The sequence below is a fragment of the Saccharopolyspora sp. NPDC047091 genome, assembly GCF_040643635.1.
GTDB lineage: Bacteria > Actinomycetota > Actinomycetes > Mycobacteriales > Pseudonocardiaceae > Saccharopolyspora_C.
This window is the reverse complement of sequence record NZ_JBEYUS010000090.1, coordinates 1-20,027: the sequence shown is the minus strand read 5'-3', so window position 1 is coordinate 20,027 and position 20,027 is coordinate 1. Positions and strand designations below refer to the sequence as shown.

The window sequence follows — 20,027 nt, the reverse complement described above, 5'->3', positions numbered from 1 at the left end:
AGTAGAGCTGGATGAACGGTCCGTTCACTCGGGATAGAGGTTCGTGCACGACCGGTCGTGCGGCGACGTGAGTGAACGGACCGTTCGTCCGATAAGACTGGGCGAACGGTCCGTTCACTCCGAAAAGAAGTTCGTGCACGACCGGTCTTGTGGGGCGAACGGACCGCCCGTCCGATAGAGCCGGACGAACGGTCCGTTCACTCCGAAAAGAAGTTCGTGCACGACCGGTCTTGTGGGCTGAACGGACCGCCCGTCCGATAGAGCCGGACGAACGGTCCGTTCACTCCGAACCGTGGCTAGTTGAAGGAGTGCTCCGCCGCCGGGAACGACCCGCCGCGGACCTCGTCGGCGAAGCGGCTCGCGGCGTCGGCGAGGGTGCCGCCGAGGTCGGCGTACCGCTTGACGAACCGCGCGGTGCGCCCGGTGTTCATCCCGGCCATGTCGGTCCACACCAGCACTTGCGCGTCGGTGTCGGGTCCGGCGCCGATGCCGACGGTGGGGATGTCGAGCTCGGCGGTGACCTGCTTGGCGGCGTCGGCGGGCACCATTTCGAGCACGACGGCGAACGCGCCGGCCTCTTGCAGCGCGCGGGCGTCGGCGAGCAGTTCGGCGGCTTGGTCGCCGCGCCCCTGCACCCGGTAGCCGCCGAGCCCGTGTTCGCTCTGCGGCGTGAACCCGAGGTGCCCCATGACGGGGATGCCTGCGGAGACGAGCGCTTCGACCTGGGCGGCGTAGCGCTTGCCGCCTTCGAGCTTGATGGCGTGCGCGCGCCCTTCCTTCATGAACCGGGCCGCGGTGCCGAGCGCTTGTTCGGGGGAGGCCTGGTAGGAGCCGAACGGCAGGTCGGCGACGACGAGCGCGTGTTCGGTGGCGCCGGTGACGGCGCGGACCAGCGGCAGCAGTTCGTCGACGGTCACCGGTAGCGAGGACTCGTAGCCGTAGACGTTGTTGGCCGCCGAGTCGCCGACCAGGAGCACGGGAATCCCGGCCTGGTCGAAGATCCGCGCGGTGTACATGTCGTAGGAGGTGAGCATCGGCCAGCTCTCGCCGCGCTCCTTGAGCTGTTGCAGGTGGTGGATGCGGACGCGGCGCCGGGCGGGGGTGCTCCCGTACGGGGCGGCTGTCTCTCCTGAGGTGGGCTGCGGTGCAGCGTTCATCTTCGACCGTCCTTCTTCCTCAAGGCCCGCGCTGCGGGTCCCTGGGCGTTCTGCGACGTCTTGCGCCAGCCAGGGTCGCACGTGCGGGGGTGCGGGGAGGAGGGCCGGACGATGCAAGTCACAGCCGTGACCGGCGCCGATGATCATTGATGCAAGTCCTGGTTGCAATGGACGGGCGATTCGGCGCGGAAGAGGTGTTCCGGGCGGGATTGGCGAACGGGTGTGTGCATCGATGCATCCTCGTTGCGCTCTGTGGCTCAAGTAGTCGCAACCGACCGCAGCAGCCAGCGGGATCGGCACCCACCTTCGGCGGAGTACGTTGCGCTCTCCGGGTCAAGTCAAGATCATCTACTGGACCTGTTCCCGTTGTCCTGCCTAGCCTGATCGGGTTTGCATTGCATCACAGAGGGAGCAGCATGACCGCGGCCGAACAAGCTCCAGACATCTTGTCCCCGGATTTCGCCCTGGATCCCAACCCGTCGTACCAGGTGCTGCGAGATGACTTCCCGCTGCTGTGGCACGAACCGACCCAGAGCTACATCATCTCCCGCTACGCGGACGTGAAGCGCGCCTTCCGCGAGCCGGTGTTCACCACTCAGAATTACGACTGGCAGCTGGAACCGGTGCACGGGCGCACGATCCTGCAGCTGGACGGCCGGGAGCACGCGGTGCGCCGCGCGCTGGTGGCGCCTGCGTTCCGGGGCAGCGAGCTGCAGGAGAAGTTCCTGCCGGTGATCCAGCGCAACTCGCGCGCGCTGATCGACGAGTTCCGCGGCACCGGCCGCGCCGACCTGGTCGCGGACTACGCGACGAAGTTCCCGATCAGGGTGATCGCCGACATGCTGGGCCTGGCCGAGCAGGACCGGGGCCGCTTCCAGGGCTGGTACACGTCGATCATCGCGTTCCTGGGGAACCTGAGCCAGGACCCGGACGTGGTGGAGGCGGGCATGCGGACCCGCGCCGAGTTCGCCGAGTACATGATCCCGGTGATCCAGGAGCGCCGGGAGAACCTGGGTGACGACCTGCTCTCGACGCTGTGCACCGCCGAGATCGACGGCACGAAGATGAGCGACGAGGACATCAAGGCGTTCTGCAGCCTGCTGCTCGCGGCGGGCGGCGAGACCACGGACAAGGCGATCGCCGCGATGTTCCTGAACCTGCTGCGGCACCCGGAGCAGCTGGCGGCGGTGCGGGAGAACCGCGAGCTGATCCCGCAGGCGTTCGCCGAGACGCTGCGCTTCTCCCCGCCGGTCCACATGATCATGCGACAGCCCGCGGAGGACGTGGAGCTCAGCGGCGGGGTGGTGCCGAAGGGCAGCACGCTCACCTGCTTGATCGGCGCGGCGAACCGCGACGCGGAGCACTACGCGAACCCGGAGCGTTTCGACGTCTTCCGCGAGGACCTGCCCGCCCGCACCGCGTTCACCGCCGCGGCCGACCACCTGTCCTTCGCGCTGGGCAGGCACTTCTGCGTGGGCGCGCTGCTGGCGAAGTCGGAGATCGAGGTCGGCATCAACGACCTGCTGGACGCGATGCCGGACGCGCGGCTGGCCCCGGGGTTCGACCCGCCGGAGCAGGGCGTGTTCACCCGCGGTCCGGAGTCGGTCCCGGTCGTCTTCACCCCCGCCTGATCCGCGGCCGCGGAACAGTCGAATGGCCCACCCACCCGGACTTCCCGGGCCGATGGGCCATTCACCTGCCGACACCCGCACACCGGATCGAACGGCGTCGTGCGAGGTTCTCCCCGCCGACCGCCCGCCTTCGAACTCGTGCGGAGGGCCGCGGTCGTTCCTCACCAGCGGCGAAGCCGCCGAACAGTGCCCACCCGATCAGCGGGCCCACCCGCGGGTTCTCAGCGGTCTTCTCGCGAGGACGGCGTTGTCTCCTGTGGCTCTGAGCCACCGGCGAAAACGATCCCGCAGCGAGAAGACCGCTGCGGTTCCGCCACCCGAGTGCCGCGTGGCAGAAGTCGAGCAACGAGCGGTCAGGCGCTGACCGTGTAGCTGGGGCTGAACTGGACCGGCAGCGCCGCGAGCCCCCGCATCCACACCGACGGCAGCCACACCAGCGCGTCGGGGTTGGCGGCCAGCACCACGTCCGGCAGCCGGTCCAGCAGCACTTCGATGGCGATGCGCGAGATCACCGCCCCGATCTCCGGCCCGGGGTGCGGGCAGCCGTGCTCGCCGTGCCCGAAGGACATGTGCGCGTTGTTGCCGATGGAGTCGGAGTAGGCGTCCGGCCGCACCTGCGGGTCGGTGTTGGCGGCGGCGAAGCCGAGCACCAGCATGTCCCCGGTGTGGATGCGCTGTCCGCCGAGCTCGGTCTCCCGGGAGGCGAAGCGGCCGATGAAGTTCTGGGTGGGGGTGTCCTCCCAGAGCACTTCGTTGAGCGCCTGCCCGACGGACCGCCTGCCGCCGGAGAGGGTCACGGCGAACCGCTCGTCGGTGAGCATCAGCCGGATCGCGTTGCCGATCCAGTAGGCGACGGGCTGCTGCGCGGCGGTGAGCACCACCAGCAGGTCCTGCAGGATCTCTTCTTCGGTCATGCCCGCCGGGTGCACCAGCAGCCGGGACGGCAGGTCGGCGCCGGGGTTCTCCTGCTTGCGCTTGACGAGCCGCTGCATCCGCTCCTGGATGCGCTGGTAGGCGCCGACGCCGTCGTCGCTGGCGACGGTGTCGGTGAGGTCCTGCATGAGCGCCCCGGCCTCGTCGTCGCCGAGGCCGAACAGCCGGGCCATGACGCGCAGCGGCATCGGGTGCGCGAACTGGGCCATCAGGTCGGCTTCGCCGCCGCCCGCGAAGGCGTCGATGAGTTCGTCGGCGATCTGCTCGCAGATGGTGCGCAGCTCGAACTGGTCGACGGCTTCGAGGCATTCGCCGATGGCGCCGGTGCGGCGGCGGTGCTCGTCGCCCTCGGTGAACATCAGCGAGGGCTGGTAGCCGACGAACGCCATCAGGCCCCAGTTCTCCGGCACCTTGTCCCAGGCGTTCCAGCGCCGGGTGTCGCGGGCGAACAGTTCGGGGTTGTTCTCCACCTGGTGGATTTCGCGGTAGCCGAGCACGAGCCACGCGGGCACGTCGCCTTCGAGGCGCACGGGCGCGACGGGCCCGTAGTCGTTGCGCATCTGCCGGTACAGCTGCGACGGGTTCTGCTGGAACCGGGGTCCGTGCAGGGCGATGGGTTCGCGCCCGACCGGGCAGCCGCTGGGGCTGGGGTCGGTCGTGGGCCAGATGTCTGGGTCGGTCATGGGATTGAAGCTCCCGGGTTTCCGTTCGGACAGGGAGTGGCCTGATCTCCGGTGCACGACCGGGCCTGGTCCGGTCGGTCGAGGTCGGATCACCGGATGTCGTCAGGTGACGTCGGCCCGGCTCGGCTCGCACGGCGGTCGGCCGTTGCCGACGACGGATGACGGCATCCTCGGTCTTGCCGCGGCCGGTGGACGTCGGCGATCCACCGGTCGCGTCGGTTCAGGCGGGGACGGCGCGGCTCGGGCCGGGGCCGCGCCCCTGCTGCGGCGCCTTCGGACTCCACCGGGACGCCCCCGCCCCGCCGGTGCGGTGGGCACCGCGAGCCGGCGGGAGGGGCACGACCGGGCCGTGACCGGCGGGCCGCCGCCGGTACGGCCCTGCCGAGGCCTCGGTGCACCGCGTTCCGCGCGGCACGCCGGTTCGGTGCGGCGCGGCGCGGTGCGACCGGCCGGGTTCGGCCGGTGTCATGGCCGGGCCCCCGCGGGGGCGGTGGCCAGGGCGTAGAGGTGGTTGACCAGTTCGATCAGCACCTTCTTGCTGGAGGCCCGGTCCCGCGCGTCGCAGTCGATCAGCGGGATGTGCGGAGGCAGCGACAGCGCGTCGCGCACCGCTTCGAGCTCGTGGTCCTGCTCCCCGAAGTTGTTGCGCGCCACGATGAACGGCATCCCGTGGTGCTCCAGCCGGTCGATCGCGTACCAGGAGTCCTCCAGCCGCCGGGTGTCGACGAGCACGACGGCCCCCAGCGTTCCGGAGAACAACCGGTCCCACAGGAACCAGAACCGCTGCTGCCCGGGGGCGCCGAACAGGTACAGCACCCGTTCGGCGTCCAGGCTGATGCGGCCGAAGTCGAACGCGACCGTGGTGGTGGTCTTGTCCCGCACCGCGGTGGAGTCGTCGATGCCCAGGCTCGCCTGGGTCATGGTCTCCTCGGTGCTCAGCGGCCGGATCTCGCTGACCGAGCGCACCATGGTGGTCTTGCCGACCCCGAAGCCGCCGACGATGACGATCTTGAGCCCGTCGCTGGCGGTGCTGCGCAGCGGCCGGCTCGTGGGGTCAGAGGTTGTGGAGTCCAACGAGAACCTGCTTCAAGACGTCGGGATCGGGGAGTTGCGCCTGCTTGCGGTTCGCCGGCGCGGAACTGGGATGGCGGGCGGTGATCCGGTTGGTGTCGAGCAGGTCGCAGAGCAGGATCTTCACCACTCCGACGGGCATGCTCAGGTGGGAGGAGATCTCCACGACCGCCATCGGCTGCTTGCACATCTGCAGGATGCGGATGTGCTCGGACTGCATGCCGGGAGTCGGGTCGCACTCGCTGACGATGAGCGTGACCAGGTCCAGCGACTCTTCGTTCGCGCTGCTGCGTCCCCCGGTCACGGTGTAGAGCCGGTCCGGATCTTCGTTGTGGAGGGGCCGCCAGCTCATGACAACCCGCTCGGCTGGGCCTGGCGCGGCGGAGCGCTGAGGTAGTCGCCGATCTGCTCGACGAGCTCGTTCATGTTGTGCCCGATGACGCCGACGTCGGCTTCCTCGTCGGCGAGCACGGCGAGGTGCGCGCCTTCACCGGCTTCGACGATGAACAGCAGGCCGCCGTGGAACTCGGTCATGGACTGCCGGACGCCGCCGCTGCCATCGCCGAATTCGACGGAGGCGCCGTAGGAGAGGCTCTGGATGCCGGAGGCGATCGCGGAGAGCTGGTCGGCCTGGTCGTTGCTGAGACCGGGGGAGTGGCAGACCTTCAGGCCGTCCTTGGACAGCACGAGCGCGTGCTTGGCCCCTGGAGTGCGTCCCAGCAGGTTCTCCAGCAACCAGTCGAGGTTGTGGTCGTTGTTCATCGAGATGTCGGGGTTCTCGGCGTGGCCGGTCGCCCCTGCCTCCATTCCTTCTGTCGTCGTCGGTTCGGTCAGCGCGCGTCGTCGGACTGCGAGCCGTCGCTGGGCCGGCTCGCTTGCCGGAACGCGCCGAACCGGGCGCCCGCGTTCGGCCGGGGCCGGGTCGGGGCGGGTTTCTGGGGGGTCTCGTCCTCGGGTCCTGCCGCGAGGGACGGTGCCGCGGCCGCGAGCGTTTCGCCGCGGCGGCGCTTGGGCAGGTTCTGCACGGTCGGCTCCCGTCGGTCGGCGGTGTCGGCGGTGCGGGTGCCCGAGCCGACGTCCTGCCGCGGCAGGGTGCCGGTGGCGGTGGTGGTGCCGCCGCTGGGCACGGAGCTCAGCTGCGCGGGCTGCTGGGTGACGCCGACGCTGCGGCTGGGCAGCGTGATCTCCTCCTGCTTGCGCGGCTGGGTGATCAGCTTGCGCGGGATCATCACGACGACCCCGGTGCCGCCGCGCGAGGACGGGCGGAACGAGACGGTGAGCCCGTGCTTCCGGGCGAGGCAGCCGACGACGGCGAGGCCGAGGCGGGTGCCGTTGAGCTTGGTGAGGTCGAGCGGTTCGGAGCCGACGGCGTGCACGGCGCGCTTCATCGCCGCTTCGCTCATCACGAGGCCGCCGTCCTCGATGGTGACGATGACGCCGGAGTGCACCTCTTCGACGTAGACGTGCGCGAGTTCGGACGGCGGGGAGAAGCTGGTGGCGTTGTCCATCAGCTCGGCCAGCGCGTGCATGACGCCTTCGGCGGCGTACCCGACGATGGCGATGGTGCTGGTCGAGTGCAGCCGGACCCGCTTGTAGGCGGCGATGCGGCCGACCGAGCCGCGCAGGATGCTCTCCATCTTGATGGGCTTGGTCCAGCGGCGGCCGGAGCGGGCGCCGGTGAGGACCGCGATGCTGTCGGCGAGGCGACCGGCCTGCGCGGTGGTGTGGTCGAGTTCGAGCAGGTCGCCGAGCACGGATTCGTCGTGCCGCTCCTCCATCTCGCGGAGGCTGGCGAGCATGTTCGTGGACAGCGCCTGCATCCGGCCCGCGGCGTTGGCGCACGCGAGCATCGCGGCGGCGCGGGAGCGCTCCCCGTTGCCGATCTCCTGGCCGAGGGCGCGCAGGATGCGCTGGTGGGTGGGGTTGCGGGGGTGGTCGATCTCGCTGAGCGCGGTGTCCACCGACGATCCGGAGCGCAGCCGGGTGACCAGCGCGGGCAGCGTCTCATCGGCGAGCTTGGCGGTGGCGCCGTCGGCCTTCTCCGCGCGGGTGCGGTAGAAGTTCGCGTTCTGCATGCCCCAGCTGGCCATGGCGCACGCGATGCTGATGACGGCGGCGGCGATGCCGGTGCTCCAGGCGATCGGCAGCCGCGCGGATTCCGGGCTCGCTAACGCGACCCAGGTGCTCAGCCCAGCGGTGACGACCCCGGAGATCAGCAGTACCAGCAGGGATCGGGCCAGGTGGCGGCGCTTGGCCGCGGATTGGGTGTAGGTGGGTGCTGACATCAATCAGGTCCTCGTCGCGGTCGGTGGCTCTGGCCTGCGCACCGCGGGCCCTCGGCGGTGCGGTGGGGGAGCGCAGCGCGGGTGGCGAGCCGGGTTCGCCCCCGGCAGCCCCTGGTCCGGCTTGCTCGGTGAAATCCCGCGGATCTCCCCTGGGCTCGCGATGCTACTCACTCTCCGGGGCGTGAAAACACCGGTAGGTGATCTCCGCTGGTGGAGTGCGTGTCCGAGCCGCGGTGTGCCTGGTCGGGGCGGGTTCTGGTCGGTCGGATTCGTCGTTCGGGCCTTTTCGGTTCCGTTTTCGGGGTTCAGCCGATCCACGGTTCTGCTATCCGTTCGTACGTTCCGTCGTGCGTCCGCAGGTGCAGCCACTGGTTCACGAACTCCTGGAAGTCCACGTCGCCGCGCGGCAGCGCATAGGCCTTCTCGGCGAAGGTGAACGGGCGGTCGGGGTGCACCGCGCACAGTTCGGGGTGTTGCCTGGCCTGCCATTTGGTCTCGGAACCATCAGTGATCATGAGATCGGCTCGGCCGTTGCGGATCTGTTCGAAAATCGTGTTGTTGTCGGGGTGCGGCACGATCTCCGCGCGGTGCAACTTCTCGCGGGCGAACTTTTCGTTGGTCCCGCCCGGGTTCACGACCACGCGAACTCCGGGCCGGTCGATCTGCTCGGTCGTCTGGAATCGCGCCGCGTTCTCGCAGCGGGTGATCGGAGTTTTGCCGTCGACCGCGTACGGCTCGGTGAAGAACACCTCGCGGGCGCGGTCCAGGGTGATGGAGACGCCGCCGACCGCGATGTCGCACCGCTGCCGGAAGTCCTCGTTCAGCGTCGACCAGGTGGTGCCGACGAAGGTGGCGCGCACGTGCAGCGATGCGGCCAGGTCGCGCGCCATGTCGACGTCGATGCCGCTCCAGCCGCCGGCCTCGTCCCGGTAGGTGAAGGGCCGGTAGTCGCCGGTGCTGCACACCCGCAGCTCGCCGCGCTCGGCGACCTCGTCCAACCTGGACCGGTCCGATGTGGACCGGACCGCGCCGGGCGTGGGGGCGGCGTTCTCCGGCGCACCGCCCGAATCCGCACCGCCCGAATCCGCGCAGCCCGCGCCGAAAGCGCCGGTCAGCGCCACCAATGCGATGGCGGACGCCGATTTTCTCCACCCCATGCAAGCCCTCCTGGCGGTCGTGCCCGTGCGGCTCGTGCGGGGAGACTATCGGAATCACTGCCCCATTCGTCCACCAAGATCGGTCCAGTGGGTCGTTCACCGGTTGCTCCACTTCCCGCAACCGGTGCGTCCCATCGCGTTCCTACCGCGGTAGGCGGTCCAGGAAATCGCGCCACACCCGGAAGTTGAAACTGAGACGATCACCGGCCGGGTCCTTGGAATCCCTGATGTCGATCCCGTGCCCGGTGATCCGCGCCTCGACGCAATTGTTGTTGTGCGGGCCGCTGTAGCTGCTCGTGAACCAGCCGGTGTCGCGGTCGCCGCTCATCGCTTGAGCCGGCCTAAGAATCCCCGCCACGCATCAGCGCCGAAGCTGAGGTGTCCGGCTTCTCGATCCTTGGAGTCGCGGATGTCGATGCGCCCAGCGATGATCCGCGCCTCGACGCAGCTGTTGTTGTGCGGGCCGCTGTAGCTGCTCGTGAACCAACCGGACGCGGCATGGTCAGTGCTCATCGTGAAGTTCCTCCGCTCGTGCCCTGATGAAGTTCTGCGACTCCGTCGGCCCGAGAGCGACGGCCCGGAGCTGGTCGAAAGCGCGGATGCAGAACTGGACGTCTTCGTCATCGGTGATGTACACGCCGCCGCCCACCAAGGTTGGCTGGTGCACGATGTCTGAGGCAAGCCCGTCGAACCGGAGCAATTCCAGTGGAGCTCCGAGCAATGGATGGTCCATGATGGACAGAGGGGCTACCTGGATCACCAGGTGCGGAAGCCTCTCGGTCAGGTCGATCAGGTGCGCGAGCTGCTCGTGCAGGATCTTCGGCGAACCGATGGGGCGACGCAGCGCGGCCTCGCCGACCACGAACCACAGGTGCGGGGGACGTTCGCGGGTCAGCAGCAGTTGCCGCGTCAGGCGGAAGCTGACCCGTTCTTCGGCGTCCTCCTCGCTCGTTCCCAGTGCTTCAGCCCGGTTCACCCGCATCATCGCCCGGATGTAGTCCTCGGTCTGGAGGAGTCCTGGGATGAGTTCGCTGTCCGAGTAGTAGATCTCGGTCGCGTCCTGCTCGTGGTCGCTGAGCCTGCGGAACGCTCCCGGCAGGTTGTCGGAGTACGTCCGGCGCGGCAGCCGTTGCCGGGCGGCCTTCGCCAGTTCGGCGATCTGCGCGCGGCGTTCGTCAGGGGCGCCGTAGTGCCGCAGCAGCGCGTCCAGTTCCAGCATCTTGATCGAGCGTTGTCCGCGTTCGAGCCTGCTGACCAGGCTGGTGTCGCATTCGATGACCTCGGCTGCGTCCTTCTGGCTGAGTCCGGCGGCGACCCGCAGGTCGCGGAGTTCCGCGCCGAGCTGCCTGCGTCCGATCGTCGCGCGCGTCGATCCCATCGACCCGTCCTTCCCGGTGAAAGCGAAAGATCACCCAACGGAGACCTAGGTGAGTCACCTATGACTATTTACTATCGGTGCTCTGATCGGCACGGAGAGTGTTCGATCGTTCGCAGCCTAAACCTCGCAGAAGGACGTGATCCCAGTGCGTGCCTGCTACTCGCTCATGCAGCTCACCAGCCCGGAAGAGGGCCTGGACGTGCTCGTCGAGCACGACGTCGACCCGGCGTCGGGCGACGTGACCGCACTGCTGGAAGGGCTCCAGGTGTGGGCGGTGCGCGAGCTGATCGCGCAGCACTGCCCGTTCGGGCTCTACGTCGCCGAGTTCGCCACCTACGACGCCGACGGCGCGCAGCAGGCGTTCCTCCGCGAGCTCTCCCTGATCTGGGACGGCACCGAACTCCTCGCCGTGCACATCAACCACGGCCCGTCCCCGGCGAGGTCCCTCGGCGCGGTCATCTCCGGGTGAACGGCCCACCGGCCCGGCGCGGCGGGGCGAACGGGCCGGTCACCCGGTGACGTTCCGGCAGGGAGCGGGGCGCGTCAGGGGCGGCTCTCCCGCCAGCGGTTCGTGATCGGCAGGCGCCGGTCCCGGCCGAACGCCTTCAGCGTGATCTTGGTGCCCGGCGGGTACTGACGGCGCTTGTACTCCGCCCGGTCCACCATCCGGATCACCCGCTCCACCAGGTCCGCGTCGAACCCGTCCGCCACCAGGTCCGAGTAGTCCCGGTCGCCCTCCACGTAGCCGTCCAGCACCGCGTCCAGCACGTCGTACGGCGGCAGCGAGTCCTGGTCGGTCTGGTCCGGGCGCAGCTCCGCCGACGGTTCCTTGCTGATCGAGTTCTCCGGGATCGGCGGCACCTCGCCCCGCTTCTCCGCCTCCGCGTTGCGCCACTTCGCCAGCTCCCACACCACCGTCTTCGGCACGTCCTTGATCGGCGCGAAACCGCCCACCGCATCGCCGTAGATCGTGGAGTAGCCGACCGCCAGCTCCGTCTTGTTCCCCGGCGCCAGCACCAGGTGCCCGTGCTGGTTCGACATCGCCATCAACGTGACGCCCCGGCAGCGGGCCTGCACGTTCTCCTCCGCCAGCCCCGTCAACCCCAGCGGGCCCACGAACGCCGACACCATGTCCGCCACCGCGATCTCCTGGAAGTGGCAGCCCAACCGGCGCGCCAGCTCCGCCGCGTCCGACCGCGAGTGCTCCGAGGAGTACTCCGACGGCATCGCCACCCCGTGCAGCGCGTCCGGCCCCAGCGCGTCCGCCGCCAGCGCCGCGCACAGCGCCGAGTCGATCCCACCGGAGAAGCCGAACGTCACCGCGCCGAACCCGTTCTTGTGCACGTAGTCCCGCAATCCGGTGACCAGCGCCGACCAGATCTCGGCGAGCTCCGGCAGCGGCTCGGCCGGGGGAGGCGCGGGCAGCGGCTCGTACGGCGCCAGCGGCTCCGGCTGCAGCACCGTGCGCGTCACGTCGAACGCGGGCAGCCGCAACCGGCCCTCCGGCTCCGGCACCGTCGTCGACGTGTGCCCGCCCGCGGGCAGGTCCACGTCCAGCACCAGCAGGTGCTCGGTGAACTGCGGCGCGCGCGCCAGCAGCTCGCCGTCGACGCCCACCACCATCGAATCGCCGTCGAAGACCAGGTCGTCCTGCGCGCCCACCATGTTCACGTAGGCGATCGGCGCCCCCGCCTCCGCGGCCCGGCGGGCCACCAGCGGCATCCGCACGTCGTCCTTCGAGCGCTCGTACGGCGAGGAGTTCACGCACACCACCAGGTCCACGCCCACCTCGCCGAGCGCGGCCACCGGGCCGCCGTTCTGCCAGATGTCCTCGCAGATCACCAGGCCCACGTCCAGCCCGTGCAGCTTCACGATCGGCAGGTCGAAGCCCGGCGCGAAGTAGCGGGCCTCGTCGAACACGCCGTAGTTCGGCAGGTGGTACTTGTCGTAGGTCGCCACCACCTCGCCGCCGTAGAGCAGCGACGCCGAGTTCCGCAGGCCCTCGTCATCCCGGTCCAGGTGCCCCACCACGACCAGCGCGTCCCCGCACCCGGCCTCCCGCAGGTTCACCGCCAGCGCGTCCACCGCCGCCCGGTTCGCCGCCGCGAACGACTTGCGCAGCGCCAAGTCCTCCACCGGGTACCCGGCGAGGACCGTCTCCGGGAAGGCCACCACGTGGGCGCCCTCCTGGACCGCTGTGCGCGTCCAATCGAGGACCATGGCCGTGTTCCCGGCGATGTCCCCGACCGTCGCGTTGACCTGGGCTAGAGCGAGACGCAACTGCGGCATGAACGTCATCTTCGCGCACCCGGTGGAGCTGGACCCACCGCCCGTGACGAACTCGACTCCGAACGCGTGACACCATCCCCTGAATGAGTCGCCTGCTGACCGCCATCTGCGCGCTGTTGCTGCTCAGCGGTGCCGCCGCCTGCTCCACCACGCCGAGCGCCCCCGTGCTGGAGCCGCACGCCGAACGCAGCGGCCCCGCCGGACCCGTGCCCGCCGGGCTGGAGCGGTACTACGGCCAGCAGCTCGACTGGGGCCCGTGCGCCGACTACGCGACCAGCAGCGCCGACCGCAACGCCTTCCAGGACCGCACCCTCGAATGCGCCCGGTTGCAGGTGCCGCTCGACTACGCCCACCCCGACGGCAAGCAGATCAGCATCGGGGTGCTGCGCAAGCCCGCCACCGAGCCCGACCAGCGGATCGGCTCGCTGCTGATGAACCCCGGCGGGCCCGGCGCCTCCGGGATGAGCGCCGCGGCGAGCCTCGGCCCCGCGCTGCAGAACACCGAACTCGGCACCCGCTTCGACCAGGTCGGCTTCGACCCGCGCGGCATCGGCGCCAGCGAACCCGCCGTCCGCTGCCTCACCGACCAGGAGTGGGACGCCGACCGGCTCGACTCCGACGACGACCCCTCGCCCGAGGGCACCGCCGAGACCGAACGGGAAGTCCGCGAGTACTCCGGCAAGTGCGCGCAGCGCACCGGCACCGACGTGCTCGCCCGGGTCGGCACCAGCGACGTGGTGCAGGACGTGGACGTGCTGCGCTCCGCGCTCGGCGACCCGAAGCTCACCTACCTCGGCTACTCCTACGGCACCCGCATCGGCTCCGCCTACGCCGAGCGCTACCCCGGCAACGTGCGCGCCATGATCCTCGACGGCGCCATCGACCCGAACCAGGACGCCATCGACGAGCAGGTGCAGCAGGGCGCCGGGTTCCAGCAGGCCTTCGACTCGTTCGCCCGCTGGTGCACCGAACGCCGCGACTGCGCCCTCGGTCCCGACCCGTCCCGGGCCACCGCGAACTTCCAGCGGCTCGCCCGACCGCTGCTGGCGGAACCGGTCGCCGCCGGGGACCGGAAGCTGTCCTACACCGACGCCACCACCGCCGTCATCCAGGCGCTGTACGCGCAGAACATGTGGCCCGCGCTCAACACCGGCCTCGAAGAGCTCGCCCAGGGCCGCGGCACCCTGCTGCTGACCCTCGCCGACTCCTACTACGGGCGCGACGCCGACGGCACCTACAGCAACATCACCGACGCGTTCAACGCGGTGCGCTGCGTCGACGACAAGCGCGTCACCGACCGCGAGGTGCTGCGCGAAGCCGACCGCCGCTACCGCGAAGCGGCCCCGTTCCTCGACGACGGGATGCCCGCCAACAGCGCGATGGACATGTGCTCCTTCTGGCCCGTGCCCGTCACCGGCGACACCGAACAGCCCCGGGTGAGCGGGCTGCCGCCGCTGCTGGTCATCTCCACCACCGGCGACCCCGCCACGCCCTACGACGCGGGCGTGCGCCTCGCCGAAGCGCTGCGCGCCCGGCTCCTCACCTTCGAAGGCACCCAGCACACCGCGTTCCTGCAGGGCACCAGCTGCGTCGACCAGGCCGGGATCGACTACCTCACCGACCTCGAACTGCCCGCCGAAGGCACCCGCTGCACGTGATCACCACCACCGGCGTCCCGCGGACCGGACGGTAACCAGGACTCAACACGCACGGTCCCGCACCGCGCCCGGCGCAGGAATTAGGCTGCGGGCATGAACCGCCAGCAGGAGTTCGTGCTCCGCACCCTGGAGGAACGTGACATCCGCTTCGTGCGGCTGTGGTTCACCGACGTCCTCGGCATCCTCAAATCGGTGGCGATCTCGCCCGCCGAGCTCGAAGGGGCCTTCAGCGAGGGCATCGGGTTCGACGGCTCCGCCATCGAAGGGTTCTCGCGCATCTACGAGTCGGACATGATCGCCAAGCCGGACCCGGCGACCTTCCAGGTGCTGCCCTGGGAGACGCCGGACGGCGAGCACTACTCGGCCCGCATGTTCTGCGACATCGCCATGCCCGACGGATCCCCGTGCTGGGCCGATCCGCGGCACGTGCTGCGCCGCACCCTGTCCAAGGCCACCGAAGCCGGCTTCACCTGCTACGTGCACCCCGAGATCGAGTTCTTCCTGCTGAAGAACCTGCCCACCACCGGCGTCGAACCCGAGCCCGCCGACTCCGGCGGTTACTTCGACCAGGCCAGCCACGACGCGGCCCCGCACTTCCGGCGCAACGCCATCGAAACGCTCGAGGCGATGGGCATCTCCGTCGAGTTCAGCCACCACGAGGGCGCCCCCGGCCAGCAGGAGATCGACCTGCGCTACGCCGACGCCCTCACCATGGCCGACAACGTGATGACCTTCCGGTACACCGTCAAGGAGGTCGCGCTCATGCAGGGCGTGCACGCCTCCTTCATGCCGAAGCCGTTCACCGCGCAGCCCGGCTCCGGGATGCACACCCACTTCAGCCTGTTCGAAGGCGACCAGAACGCCTTCTACCACCCGGAGAACCCCTACGAGCTCTCCGACACCGGGCGCGCGTTCGTCGCGGGCATCCTCACCCACGCGCGCGAGATCAGCGCCGTCACCAACCAGTGGGTGAACTCCTACAAGCGGCTCATCGTCGGCGGCGAAGCACCGACCGCCGTGTGCTGGGGGCACGCGAACCGCTCCGCGCTGGTGCGGGTGCCGATGTACTCGCCCGGCAAGTCCTCCTCGCGGCGCGTCGAGGTCCGCAGCCTCGATTCGGCCTGCAACCCGTACCTGGCCTACGCGGTGATCCTCGCCGCCGGCCTGCGCGGCATCGAGAAGGGCTACGAGCTGCCGCCCGCCACCGAGGACGACGTGTGGTCGTTGACCGAGGGCGAGCGCAAGGCCGCCGGGTACGCCAGCCTCCCGCAGAACCTCAACGACGCGCTCACCGAGATGGAGACGTCCGAGCTGGTCGCCGAAACCCTCGGCGAGCACGTCTTCGACTTCTTCCTCCGCAACAAGCGCAACGAGTGGGACGGGTACCGCAGCCGCGTCACGCCCTACGAGCTGCAGAGCCTGATGCCGATGCTGTGACCGGCGCCGGACCCCCTGTGACCGGACTCAAGCCGATCTCGTGGGGTCAGGCCGTGGGCAGCCGGAGGGCGGGGCGATAGGTTCGCCCCCGTGACTGATTCGCAGGCGCAGCCCGAGCCCTCCGGCGCCCCCGACGCCGAAGCCACCGCCGACCTGTTGGAGCACCGGACCGACGAACCGGAGTGGCCGGCCGAGCACCACGACGACCGCGACGGCGGAGCCCCCGAAGCCGCTGGTGGCACGGACTTCGACGCCGAGCAGGCCACCCTGATCGGCTGCACCGTCGCCGGACCCGGCCAGCTGCCCGCGGCCCGGGTGCTGCGCGAATCGTTCCTGCAGCACCACCCCGGCGCCCGCTTCGTGGTGCTGCCCGTCGGTGGTGCCGCGCCCGGCGGCGACGTGGTCACGCCCGGGCGGATCGGCGTCGACGACGACGAGTTCGCCCGCCTCGCCGTCGCCTGCACCGGTGACCAGCTCCGCGCCGTGCTCCGGCCCCGGCTGCTGCAGCACCTGCTGGCGACCGGCGCGACGGTGCTCTACCTCGAACCGTCGGTGCAGATCTTCAACGAGTTCGACGACCTGCTGCGCGAACTCACCCCCGACCGGCCGGTGGCGCTGGTGCCGCGCGTGCTGCGCACCCTCTACGCCGACGGGTTCCGGCCCAGCGCCACCGACCTCGTCGAATCCGGGCCGTTCGACCCGAGCGTGCTCGGCGTGCGGCCCGGTGGCGAGGACTTCCTCACCGCGTGGGCCGAGCAGGTCCGCGCCGATCCGAGCGTCGGGATGCTCCTGGACGGCGCGCCCGCGCTCGTCGACCACCACGTGCTGCGCGATCCGGGCGTCGGGCTGTCGGTGTGGAACGCGGCGCAGCGCGAACTCATCCCCACCGGCGACGGCGGGCACGCGGTGGACGGCGCGCTGCTGCGCAGCATCCACTTCGACGGGTTCCAGCCGCAGCGGCCGTGGCTGCTGTCCACCCACTACGCCGACCGGCCGCGGGTGCTGCTGTCCGAGCACCCGGTGCTCGCCGGGCTGTGCGCCGCCTACCGCAACGCGCTCGTCGAAGCCGGCTACACCCGCGAGCAGCCGCACCCCTACGACGCGCTGCCCGACGGCACTCCGCTGCCCGACGCGCTGCGCCGCGACTACCTCGACGCCTGGCAGCGCGGCACCGCCCCCGCCAGCCCGTTCGCGCCCGGCGGCGGACCCGCCGACTTCCTCGGCTGGGCCTGCGAACCCGCCGACGACCGGCAGCGCGCCGCGGGCGGTTCCCGGTGGACCGCCGCGGTGTGGGCCGACGACCCGGTGCTGCGCGCCGACCACCCCGATCCGTTCGGCGCGGACGCCGCCGGGTTCCGCGAGTGGTGCGCCGGTGTCGGCGTCGCCAGCGGGCGGGTGCCCGCCGCGGCCCTCGGCGACCGCGGCGACGGCGCGCGCTCCACGCTCGTCGACCAGCTCGGCGTCGCCGTCCTCGGGACCGGTCGCACCGCCGACCTGGTCCGCGCGGCCGTGCGCGCCTCCGGGCTGCCCTCGGCGGACACGCCGTACTACCCGGTGGTGCTGCGCTGCGAACCCGGGCTCGCCGTGCCGACCGGGCGACACCTGATCGACGTGCAGCCGGACGGCACCGACCCGGGCGATGCCGTCGAGGCCTGGGTGCTCTCCGAAGCCGCCCGCCAAGCCGCGCGCCGGGCCGGTGGGCCCACCACCCGCGTCGTCGCGCTCCCGCTGCTCGACCCCGGCCCGGTGGACCTGCCCACCCGCAAGGCCGCGCGCGCCCGCCACGGGCTGTCCGAGGAATTCGTCATCGGCGCGTTCGCCGACCACTCCGACGAACGCCGGGACAACGTGCTGGGCCTGGTCACCGCGTTCTTCGCGGCCTTCCCGGAACGGGAGGACGCGCACCTGCTCATCGCCGTCACCGGCGCCGCCGCGCACCCGGAGGCCGCCGAACGGCTCCGCCTCGCCACCGCCGCCGATCCCCGGGTGCACCTCGTCGAGGACGAGATGGACACCGACGGGCTGCTCGCCGCGGCTGACTGCGTCGCCTCGCTGCACCGGCCCGCGGGCGGCGACCGGTACGCGCTGCGGCTGCTGGAAGTCGCCGCGCACGGGGTGCCGGTGCTGGCCGCCGACCACGGCGCCGTCACCGAACTCCTCGGGTCCGCGGGCGCGACCCTGGTGCCCTGCCAGGGCCAGGGCGAACCGGACGTGGAAGCCGCCGCCGACGCGCTGCGCACCGCCGCCGACGATCCCGCGGCCATCACGGCCGCCGGACAGCGCGCCCGCGACCACCTGCTCGCCCAGCACAGCGTCAACCACGCCGCCGAGCGGCTCCGCGGGCACGTCGAGCACGCCTACCGGAACTGGCGCACCAAGTGGGCCAAGGACCGGCACGGCGACCTCGACGACCCGCTGCACCCGCTGCTGGTCGCCCGGCACGCCCTGCACCGGGCGCCGGACGTCGGCGCGGGCGGCCGGAACTCGGTCGCGCCCGCGCTGCGCAAGGCGGTGCTGCGGGTGCTCAGCCATTACGACGACCACATCCGCGACGTGCTGCGCTCGATGGTCGACGGCGTCGAGCAGACCGCGGCGGAGCTGCTGCGCCGCCAGTACGACGCCGACGGGGGAGGGGAGGAGCTGGACCAGTTCCGCACCGAGCTCGGCCGCGTCGACCAGCGCCACGACCAGCTCGACGAACGCCTCACCAGCATCGACGACGGCATGGTGCGGGCCCGCGCGGACCTCGCCGACCAGCACCGCAGGCTCCGCGCGCTGGAGGGCGGTTCCACCGGCGGCGCCGGCGGGCAGGACGACCTGGTGGCGCAGCGCCTCGACAGCCTCACCACCGCGGTCGAACGCACCCTGGACCGGATCGACGTGCTGGAGAAGGAACGCGAAGCCGCCAGGGAACAGGAGCTGGAGACCACGCTGCGCTCCGCGACCAGCGACGCGGCCTACGCGCTGCACCGCACCGACGTGCTGCAGCGCATCCTGCTGCGCGAGCACGAGCGCAACACCGGTGCCGCCGACGGCACCAGCACCCCGGTGCTCTGCGACGCGGGCCTGCTGCGGCTGCCCTCGGACGACAGCCTGATGCTGCCGTGGCTGTCCTCGCACGCGACCTGGGACGCGGAGACCTCGGCGCTGATCGATTCGCTGCTCGAACCGGACGGGGTGTTCCTCGACGTCGGCGCCTACGTCGGCTACCAGGCGGTGCGGGTGCTGAGCAGGCTCGGCAACAGCGGCGCCGTGATCGCCGTCGAACCCAGCGCGGCCGGTCGGGCGCTGCTGCAGCGCAACGTCGAGGTGAACGTGCCCGCGGCCTGGGGCCAGCGCCTCATCACCGTCGAAGCCGCCGCGTGGGACGCGCCGGGTGAGCTGACCGCCGAACCCTCCCTGGCCGGCGGTGTCGTGGTGCGCCCGGTCGAGGAGTCCGACCCGGCCGAGGACCGGGTGCCCGGCGTCCGGCTGGACAAGGAGCTCGAAGGCACCGCGACGCTGCACGACATGACCCTGTCGGTGGTGCACGTCGACGTCGGCTCCCGCGTGCACCGGGTGCTCGGCGGCCTGGTCCGGCTGCTGCGGCGGGATCGTCCGTCGATCATCTGCTCGTTCACCCCGTCCGGCATCGCCGAACTCGGCGACGATCCGGCGACGGCGCTGCGCGAATTCGGGACCTGGGGTTACGAGCTCGTCCCGGTCGGCCGCACCACCGCGGTGTCGGCGTCCGAACTGCTCGAAGCGATCGAAGCCGCGAGCGCCACGAGCACGGTCAAGCTCTGGCTGCGCCCGAAGGGGAAGTCATGACTCTCCTCCGAAGGTGAATGTCAAGGGTCTGACCAGGCGATTTGACATTCACGGAGAGTGTGCGTAACTTTCTCTTCGTCGCACGGCAAGCCGGACGGAACAGGACGCAAGAGCCTGGCGGGGACGGCGAAGGTGGCGGCGCCCGGGGGTCGACCTCGGAAGCGCGCACCGAACGGGACGAGCGGGTTTGACACCGCGAAGCGGACCGGGTAACGTACGACAGTCGCTTGAGAACGAGAGGCGCTCCTTCGGGGAGCGGGTCACGGCTCAGCAGTGAAAAACTCCAGAACAGGTCGACGATTCGGCCGGCCGGGGATGCGGGAAACCGCGGAAACGCGAAAGTGACCCCCCCTGAAACGGCCGAAAACGAGCCTGCTAGAGTTTGAAACATCGCAAGAACGGAAGACGGAAGAGTGACTCCCCGGAGTTCGCGGCCCTGAGATTTGGGGTTGTGGGTGATGGTGTGGGTGTGTTCTTTGAGAACTCAACAGCGTGCCGATGATGGTGAGTGGTAAACTCATCTTGATGAATTACATGC

Annotated in this window: 16 protein-coding genes; 5 read left to right on the top strand and 11 right to left on the bottom strand. The window is 70.6% G+C overall.

The genetic code is table 11. The annotated features are described in order from the left end of the window. Positions 1-296 precede the first annotated feature (296 nt). Positions 297-1,157, bottom strand: coding sequence for a 3-methyl-2-oxobutanoate hydroxymethyltransferase (gene panB, locus ABZ805_RS26565; RefSeq protein ID WP_358445765.1), 861 nt, complete (start codon positions 1,155-1,157; stop codon positions 297-299). A gap of 416 nt (positions 1,158-1,573) precedes the next feature. Here panB and ABZ805_RS26560 point away from each other — a divergent pair, with 416 nt between their 5' ends. Continuing rightward, a complete protein-coding gene (locus ABZ805_RS26560) occupies positions 1,574-2,788 on the top strand; it encodes a cytochrome P450 (protein WP_358445762.1) in 1,215 nt (404 codons plus the stop codon). A gap of 353 nt (positions 2,789-3,141) precedes the next feature. Here the strand turns inward: ABZ805_RS26560 and ABZ805_RS26555 are convergent, their stop codons facing one another. The 9 genes from ABZ805_RS26555 to ABZ805_RS26515 form a co-directional block, all read right to left on the bottom strand. Further along, positions 3,142-4,281 (bottom strand): cytochrome P450, encoded by a 1,140-nt coding sequence (locus ABZ805_RS26555; protein WP_358445769.1) that lies wholly within the window; start codon positions 4,279-4,281, stop codon positions 3,142-3,144. Between the two features lie 588 nt (positions 4,282-4,869). Then, positions 4,870-5,478 (bottom strand): ATP/GTP-binding protein, encoded by a 609-nt coding sequence (locus ABZ805_RS26550; protein WP_358445760.1) that lies wholly within the window; start codon positions 5,476-5,478, stop codon positions 4,870-4,872. Then, on the bottom strand, positions 5,459-5,827 hold the full coding sequence (locus tag ABZ805_RS26545) for a DUF742 domain-containing protein (RefSeq protein ID WP_358445757.1): 369 nt from the start codon (positions 5,825-5,827) through the stop codon (positions 5,459-5,461). The genes ABZ805_RS26550 and ABZ805_RS26545 overlap by 20 nt, the downstream gene beginning before the upstream one ends. Continuing rightward, positions 5,824-6,237 (bottom strand): roadblock/LC7 domain-containing protein, encoded by a 414-nt coding sequence (locus ABZ805_RS26540; protein ID WP_224956189.1) that lies wholly within the window; start codon positions 6,235-6,237, stop codon positions 5,824-5,826. Before ABZ805_RS26540 ends, ABZ805_RS26545 begins: the two co-directional genes overlap by 4 nt. A 68-nt stretch (positions 6,238-6,305) precedes the next feature. Next, positions 6,306-7,760 carry an ATP-binding protein gene (locus ABZ805_RS26535; RefSeq protein WP_358445754.1) on the bottom strand — a complete coding sequence of 485 codons (1,455 nt, stop codon included), beginning with the start codon at positions 7,758-7,760 and terminating at the stop codon, positions 6,306-6,308. Positions 7,761-8,065: 305 nt separating this feature from the next. Next, complete coding sequence (locus ABZ805_RS26530) at positions 8,066-8,917, bottom strand: transporter substrate-binding domain-containing protein (protein ID WP_358445751.1); 852 nt, start codon at positions 8,915-8,917, stop codon at positions 8,066-8,068. Positions 8,918-9,059: 142 nt separating this feature from the next. Continuing rightward, entirely contained in the window at positions 9,060-9,245 is a 186-nt protein-coding gene (locus ABZ805_RS26525; RefSeq protein ID WP_358445749.1) for a DUF397 domain-containing protein, read from the bottom strand. Further along, positions 9,242-9,430 carry a DUF397 domain-containing protein gene (locus ABZ805_RS26520; protein WP_358445746.1) on the bottom strand — a complete coding sequence of 63 codons (189 nt, stop codon included), beginning with the start codon at positions 9,428-9,430 and terminating at the stop codon, positions 9,242-9,244. Before ABZ805_RS26520 ends, ABZ805_RS26525 begins: the two co-directional genes overlap by 4 nt. Next, positions 9,420-10,295, bottom strand: a complete 876-nt coding sequence (locus ABZ805_RS26515) for a helix-turn-helix transcriptional regulator (protein WP_358445743.1) — start codon at positions 10,293-10,295, stop codon at positions 9,420-9,422. Before ABZ805_RS26515 ends, ABZ805_RS26520 begins: the two co-directional genes overlap by 11 nt. Positions 10,296-10,431: 136 nt before the next feature. Between ABZ805_RS26515 and ABZ805_RS26510 the strand changes: the two genes are divergently transcribed. After that, positions 10,432-10,764, top strand: a complete 333-nt coding sequence (locus tag ABZ805_RS26510) for a hypothetical protein (RefSeq protein ID WP_358445740.1) — start codon at positions 10,432-10,434, stop codon at positions 10,762-10,764. Positions 10,765-10,838: 74 nt separating this feature from the next. On the opposite strand, the gene ABZ805_RS26505 is transcribed toward ABZ805_RS26510, so the two are convergent. Beyond that, entirely contained in the window at positions 10,839-12,584 is a 1,746-nt protein-coding gene (locus ABZ805_RS26505; RefSeq protein ID WP_358445737.1) for an NAD+ synthase, read from the bottom strand. Between the two features lie 83 nt (positions 12,585-12,667). On the opposite strand from ABZ805_RS26505, the gene ABZ805_RS26500 reads away from it, so the two are divergent. The 3 genes from ABZ805_RS26500 (at position 12,668) to ABZ805_RS26490 (ending at position 19,489) form a co-directional block, all read left to right on the top strand. Beyond that, the gene (locus ABZ805_RS26500; protein ID WP_358445735.1) at positions 12,668-14,242 is read left to right on the top strand and encodes an alpha/beta hydrolase; all 1,575 of its coding nucleotides are present in this window, start codon (positions 12,668-12,670) and stop codon (positions 14,240-14,242) included. Between the two features lie 93 nt (positions 14,243-14,335). Then, the gene (gene glnA, locus ABZ805_RS26495) at positions 14,336-15,679 is read left to right on the top strand and encodes a type I glutamate--ammonia ligase (protein ID WP_358445732.1); all 1,344 of its coding nucleotides are present in this window, start codon (positions 14,336-14,338) and stop codon (positions 15,677-15,679) included. Between the two features lie 90 nt (positions 15,680-15,769). Then, positions 15,770-19,489, top strand: a complete 3,720-nt coding sequence (locus ABZ805_RS26490; RefSeq protein WP_358445730.1) for an FkbM family methyltransferase — start codon at positions 15,770-15,772, stop codon at positions 19,487-19,489. Positions 19,490-20,027 lie beyond the last annotated feature (538 nt).

Coding starts and splice junctions, on each gene's coding strand:
- ABZ805_RS26535 (WP_358445754.1), bottom strand. CDS start 7,760: ATGTCAGCACCCACCTACACCCAATCCGCGGCCAAGCGCCGCCACCTG.
- ABZ805_RS26525 (WP_358445749.1), bottom strand. CDS start 9,245: ATGAGCGGCGACCGCGACACCGGCTGGTTCACGAGCAGCTACAGCGGC.
- ABZ805_RS26545 (WP_358445757.1), bottom strand. CDS start 5,827: ATGAGCTGGCGGCCCCTCCACAACGAAGATCCGGACCGGCTCTACACC.
- ABZ805_RS26520 (WP_358445746.1), bottom strand. CDS start 9,430: ATGAGCACTGACCATGCCGCGTCCGGTTGGTTCACGAGCAGCTACAGC.
- glnA (WP_358445732.1), top strand. CDS start 14,336: ATGAACCGCCAGCAGGAGTTCGTGCTCCGCACCCTGGAGGAACGTGAC.
- ABZ805_RS26530 (WP_358445751.1), bottom strand. CDS start 8,917: ATGGGGTGGAGAAAATCGGCGTCCGCCATCGCATTGGTGGCGCTGACC.
- ABZ805_RS26555 (WP_358445769.1), bottom strand. CDS start 4,281: ATGCGCAACGACTACGGGCCCGTCGCGCCCGTGCGCCTCGAAGGCGAC.
- panB (WP_358445765.1), bottom strand. CDS start 1,157: ATGAACGCTGCACCGCAGCCCACCTCAGGAGAGACAGCCGCCCCGTAC.
- ABZ805_RS26560 (WP_358445762.1), top strand. CDS start 1,574: ATGACCGCGGCCGAACAAGCTCCAGACATCTTGTCCCCGGATTTCGCC.
- ABZ805_RS26540 (WP_224956189.1), bottom strand. CDS start 6,237: ATGAACAACGACCACAACCTCGACTGGTTGCTGGAGAACCTGCTGGGA.
- ABZ805_RS26505 (WP_358445737.1), bottom strand. CDS start 12,584: ATGCCGCAGTTGCGTCTCGCTCTAGCCCAGGTCAACGCGACGGTCGGG.
- ABZ805_RS26515 (WP_358445743.1), bottom strand. CDS start 10,295: ATGGGATCGACGCGCGCGACGATCGGACGCAGGCAGCTCGGCGCGGAA.
- ABZ805_RS26500 (WP_358445735.1), top strand. CDS start 12,668: ATGAGTCGCCTGCTGACCGCCATCTGCGCGCTGTTGCTGCTCAGCGGT.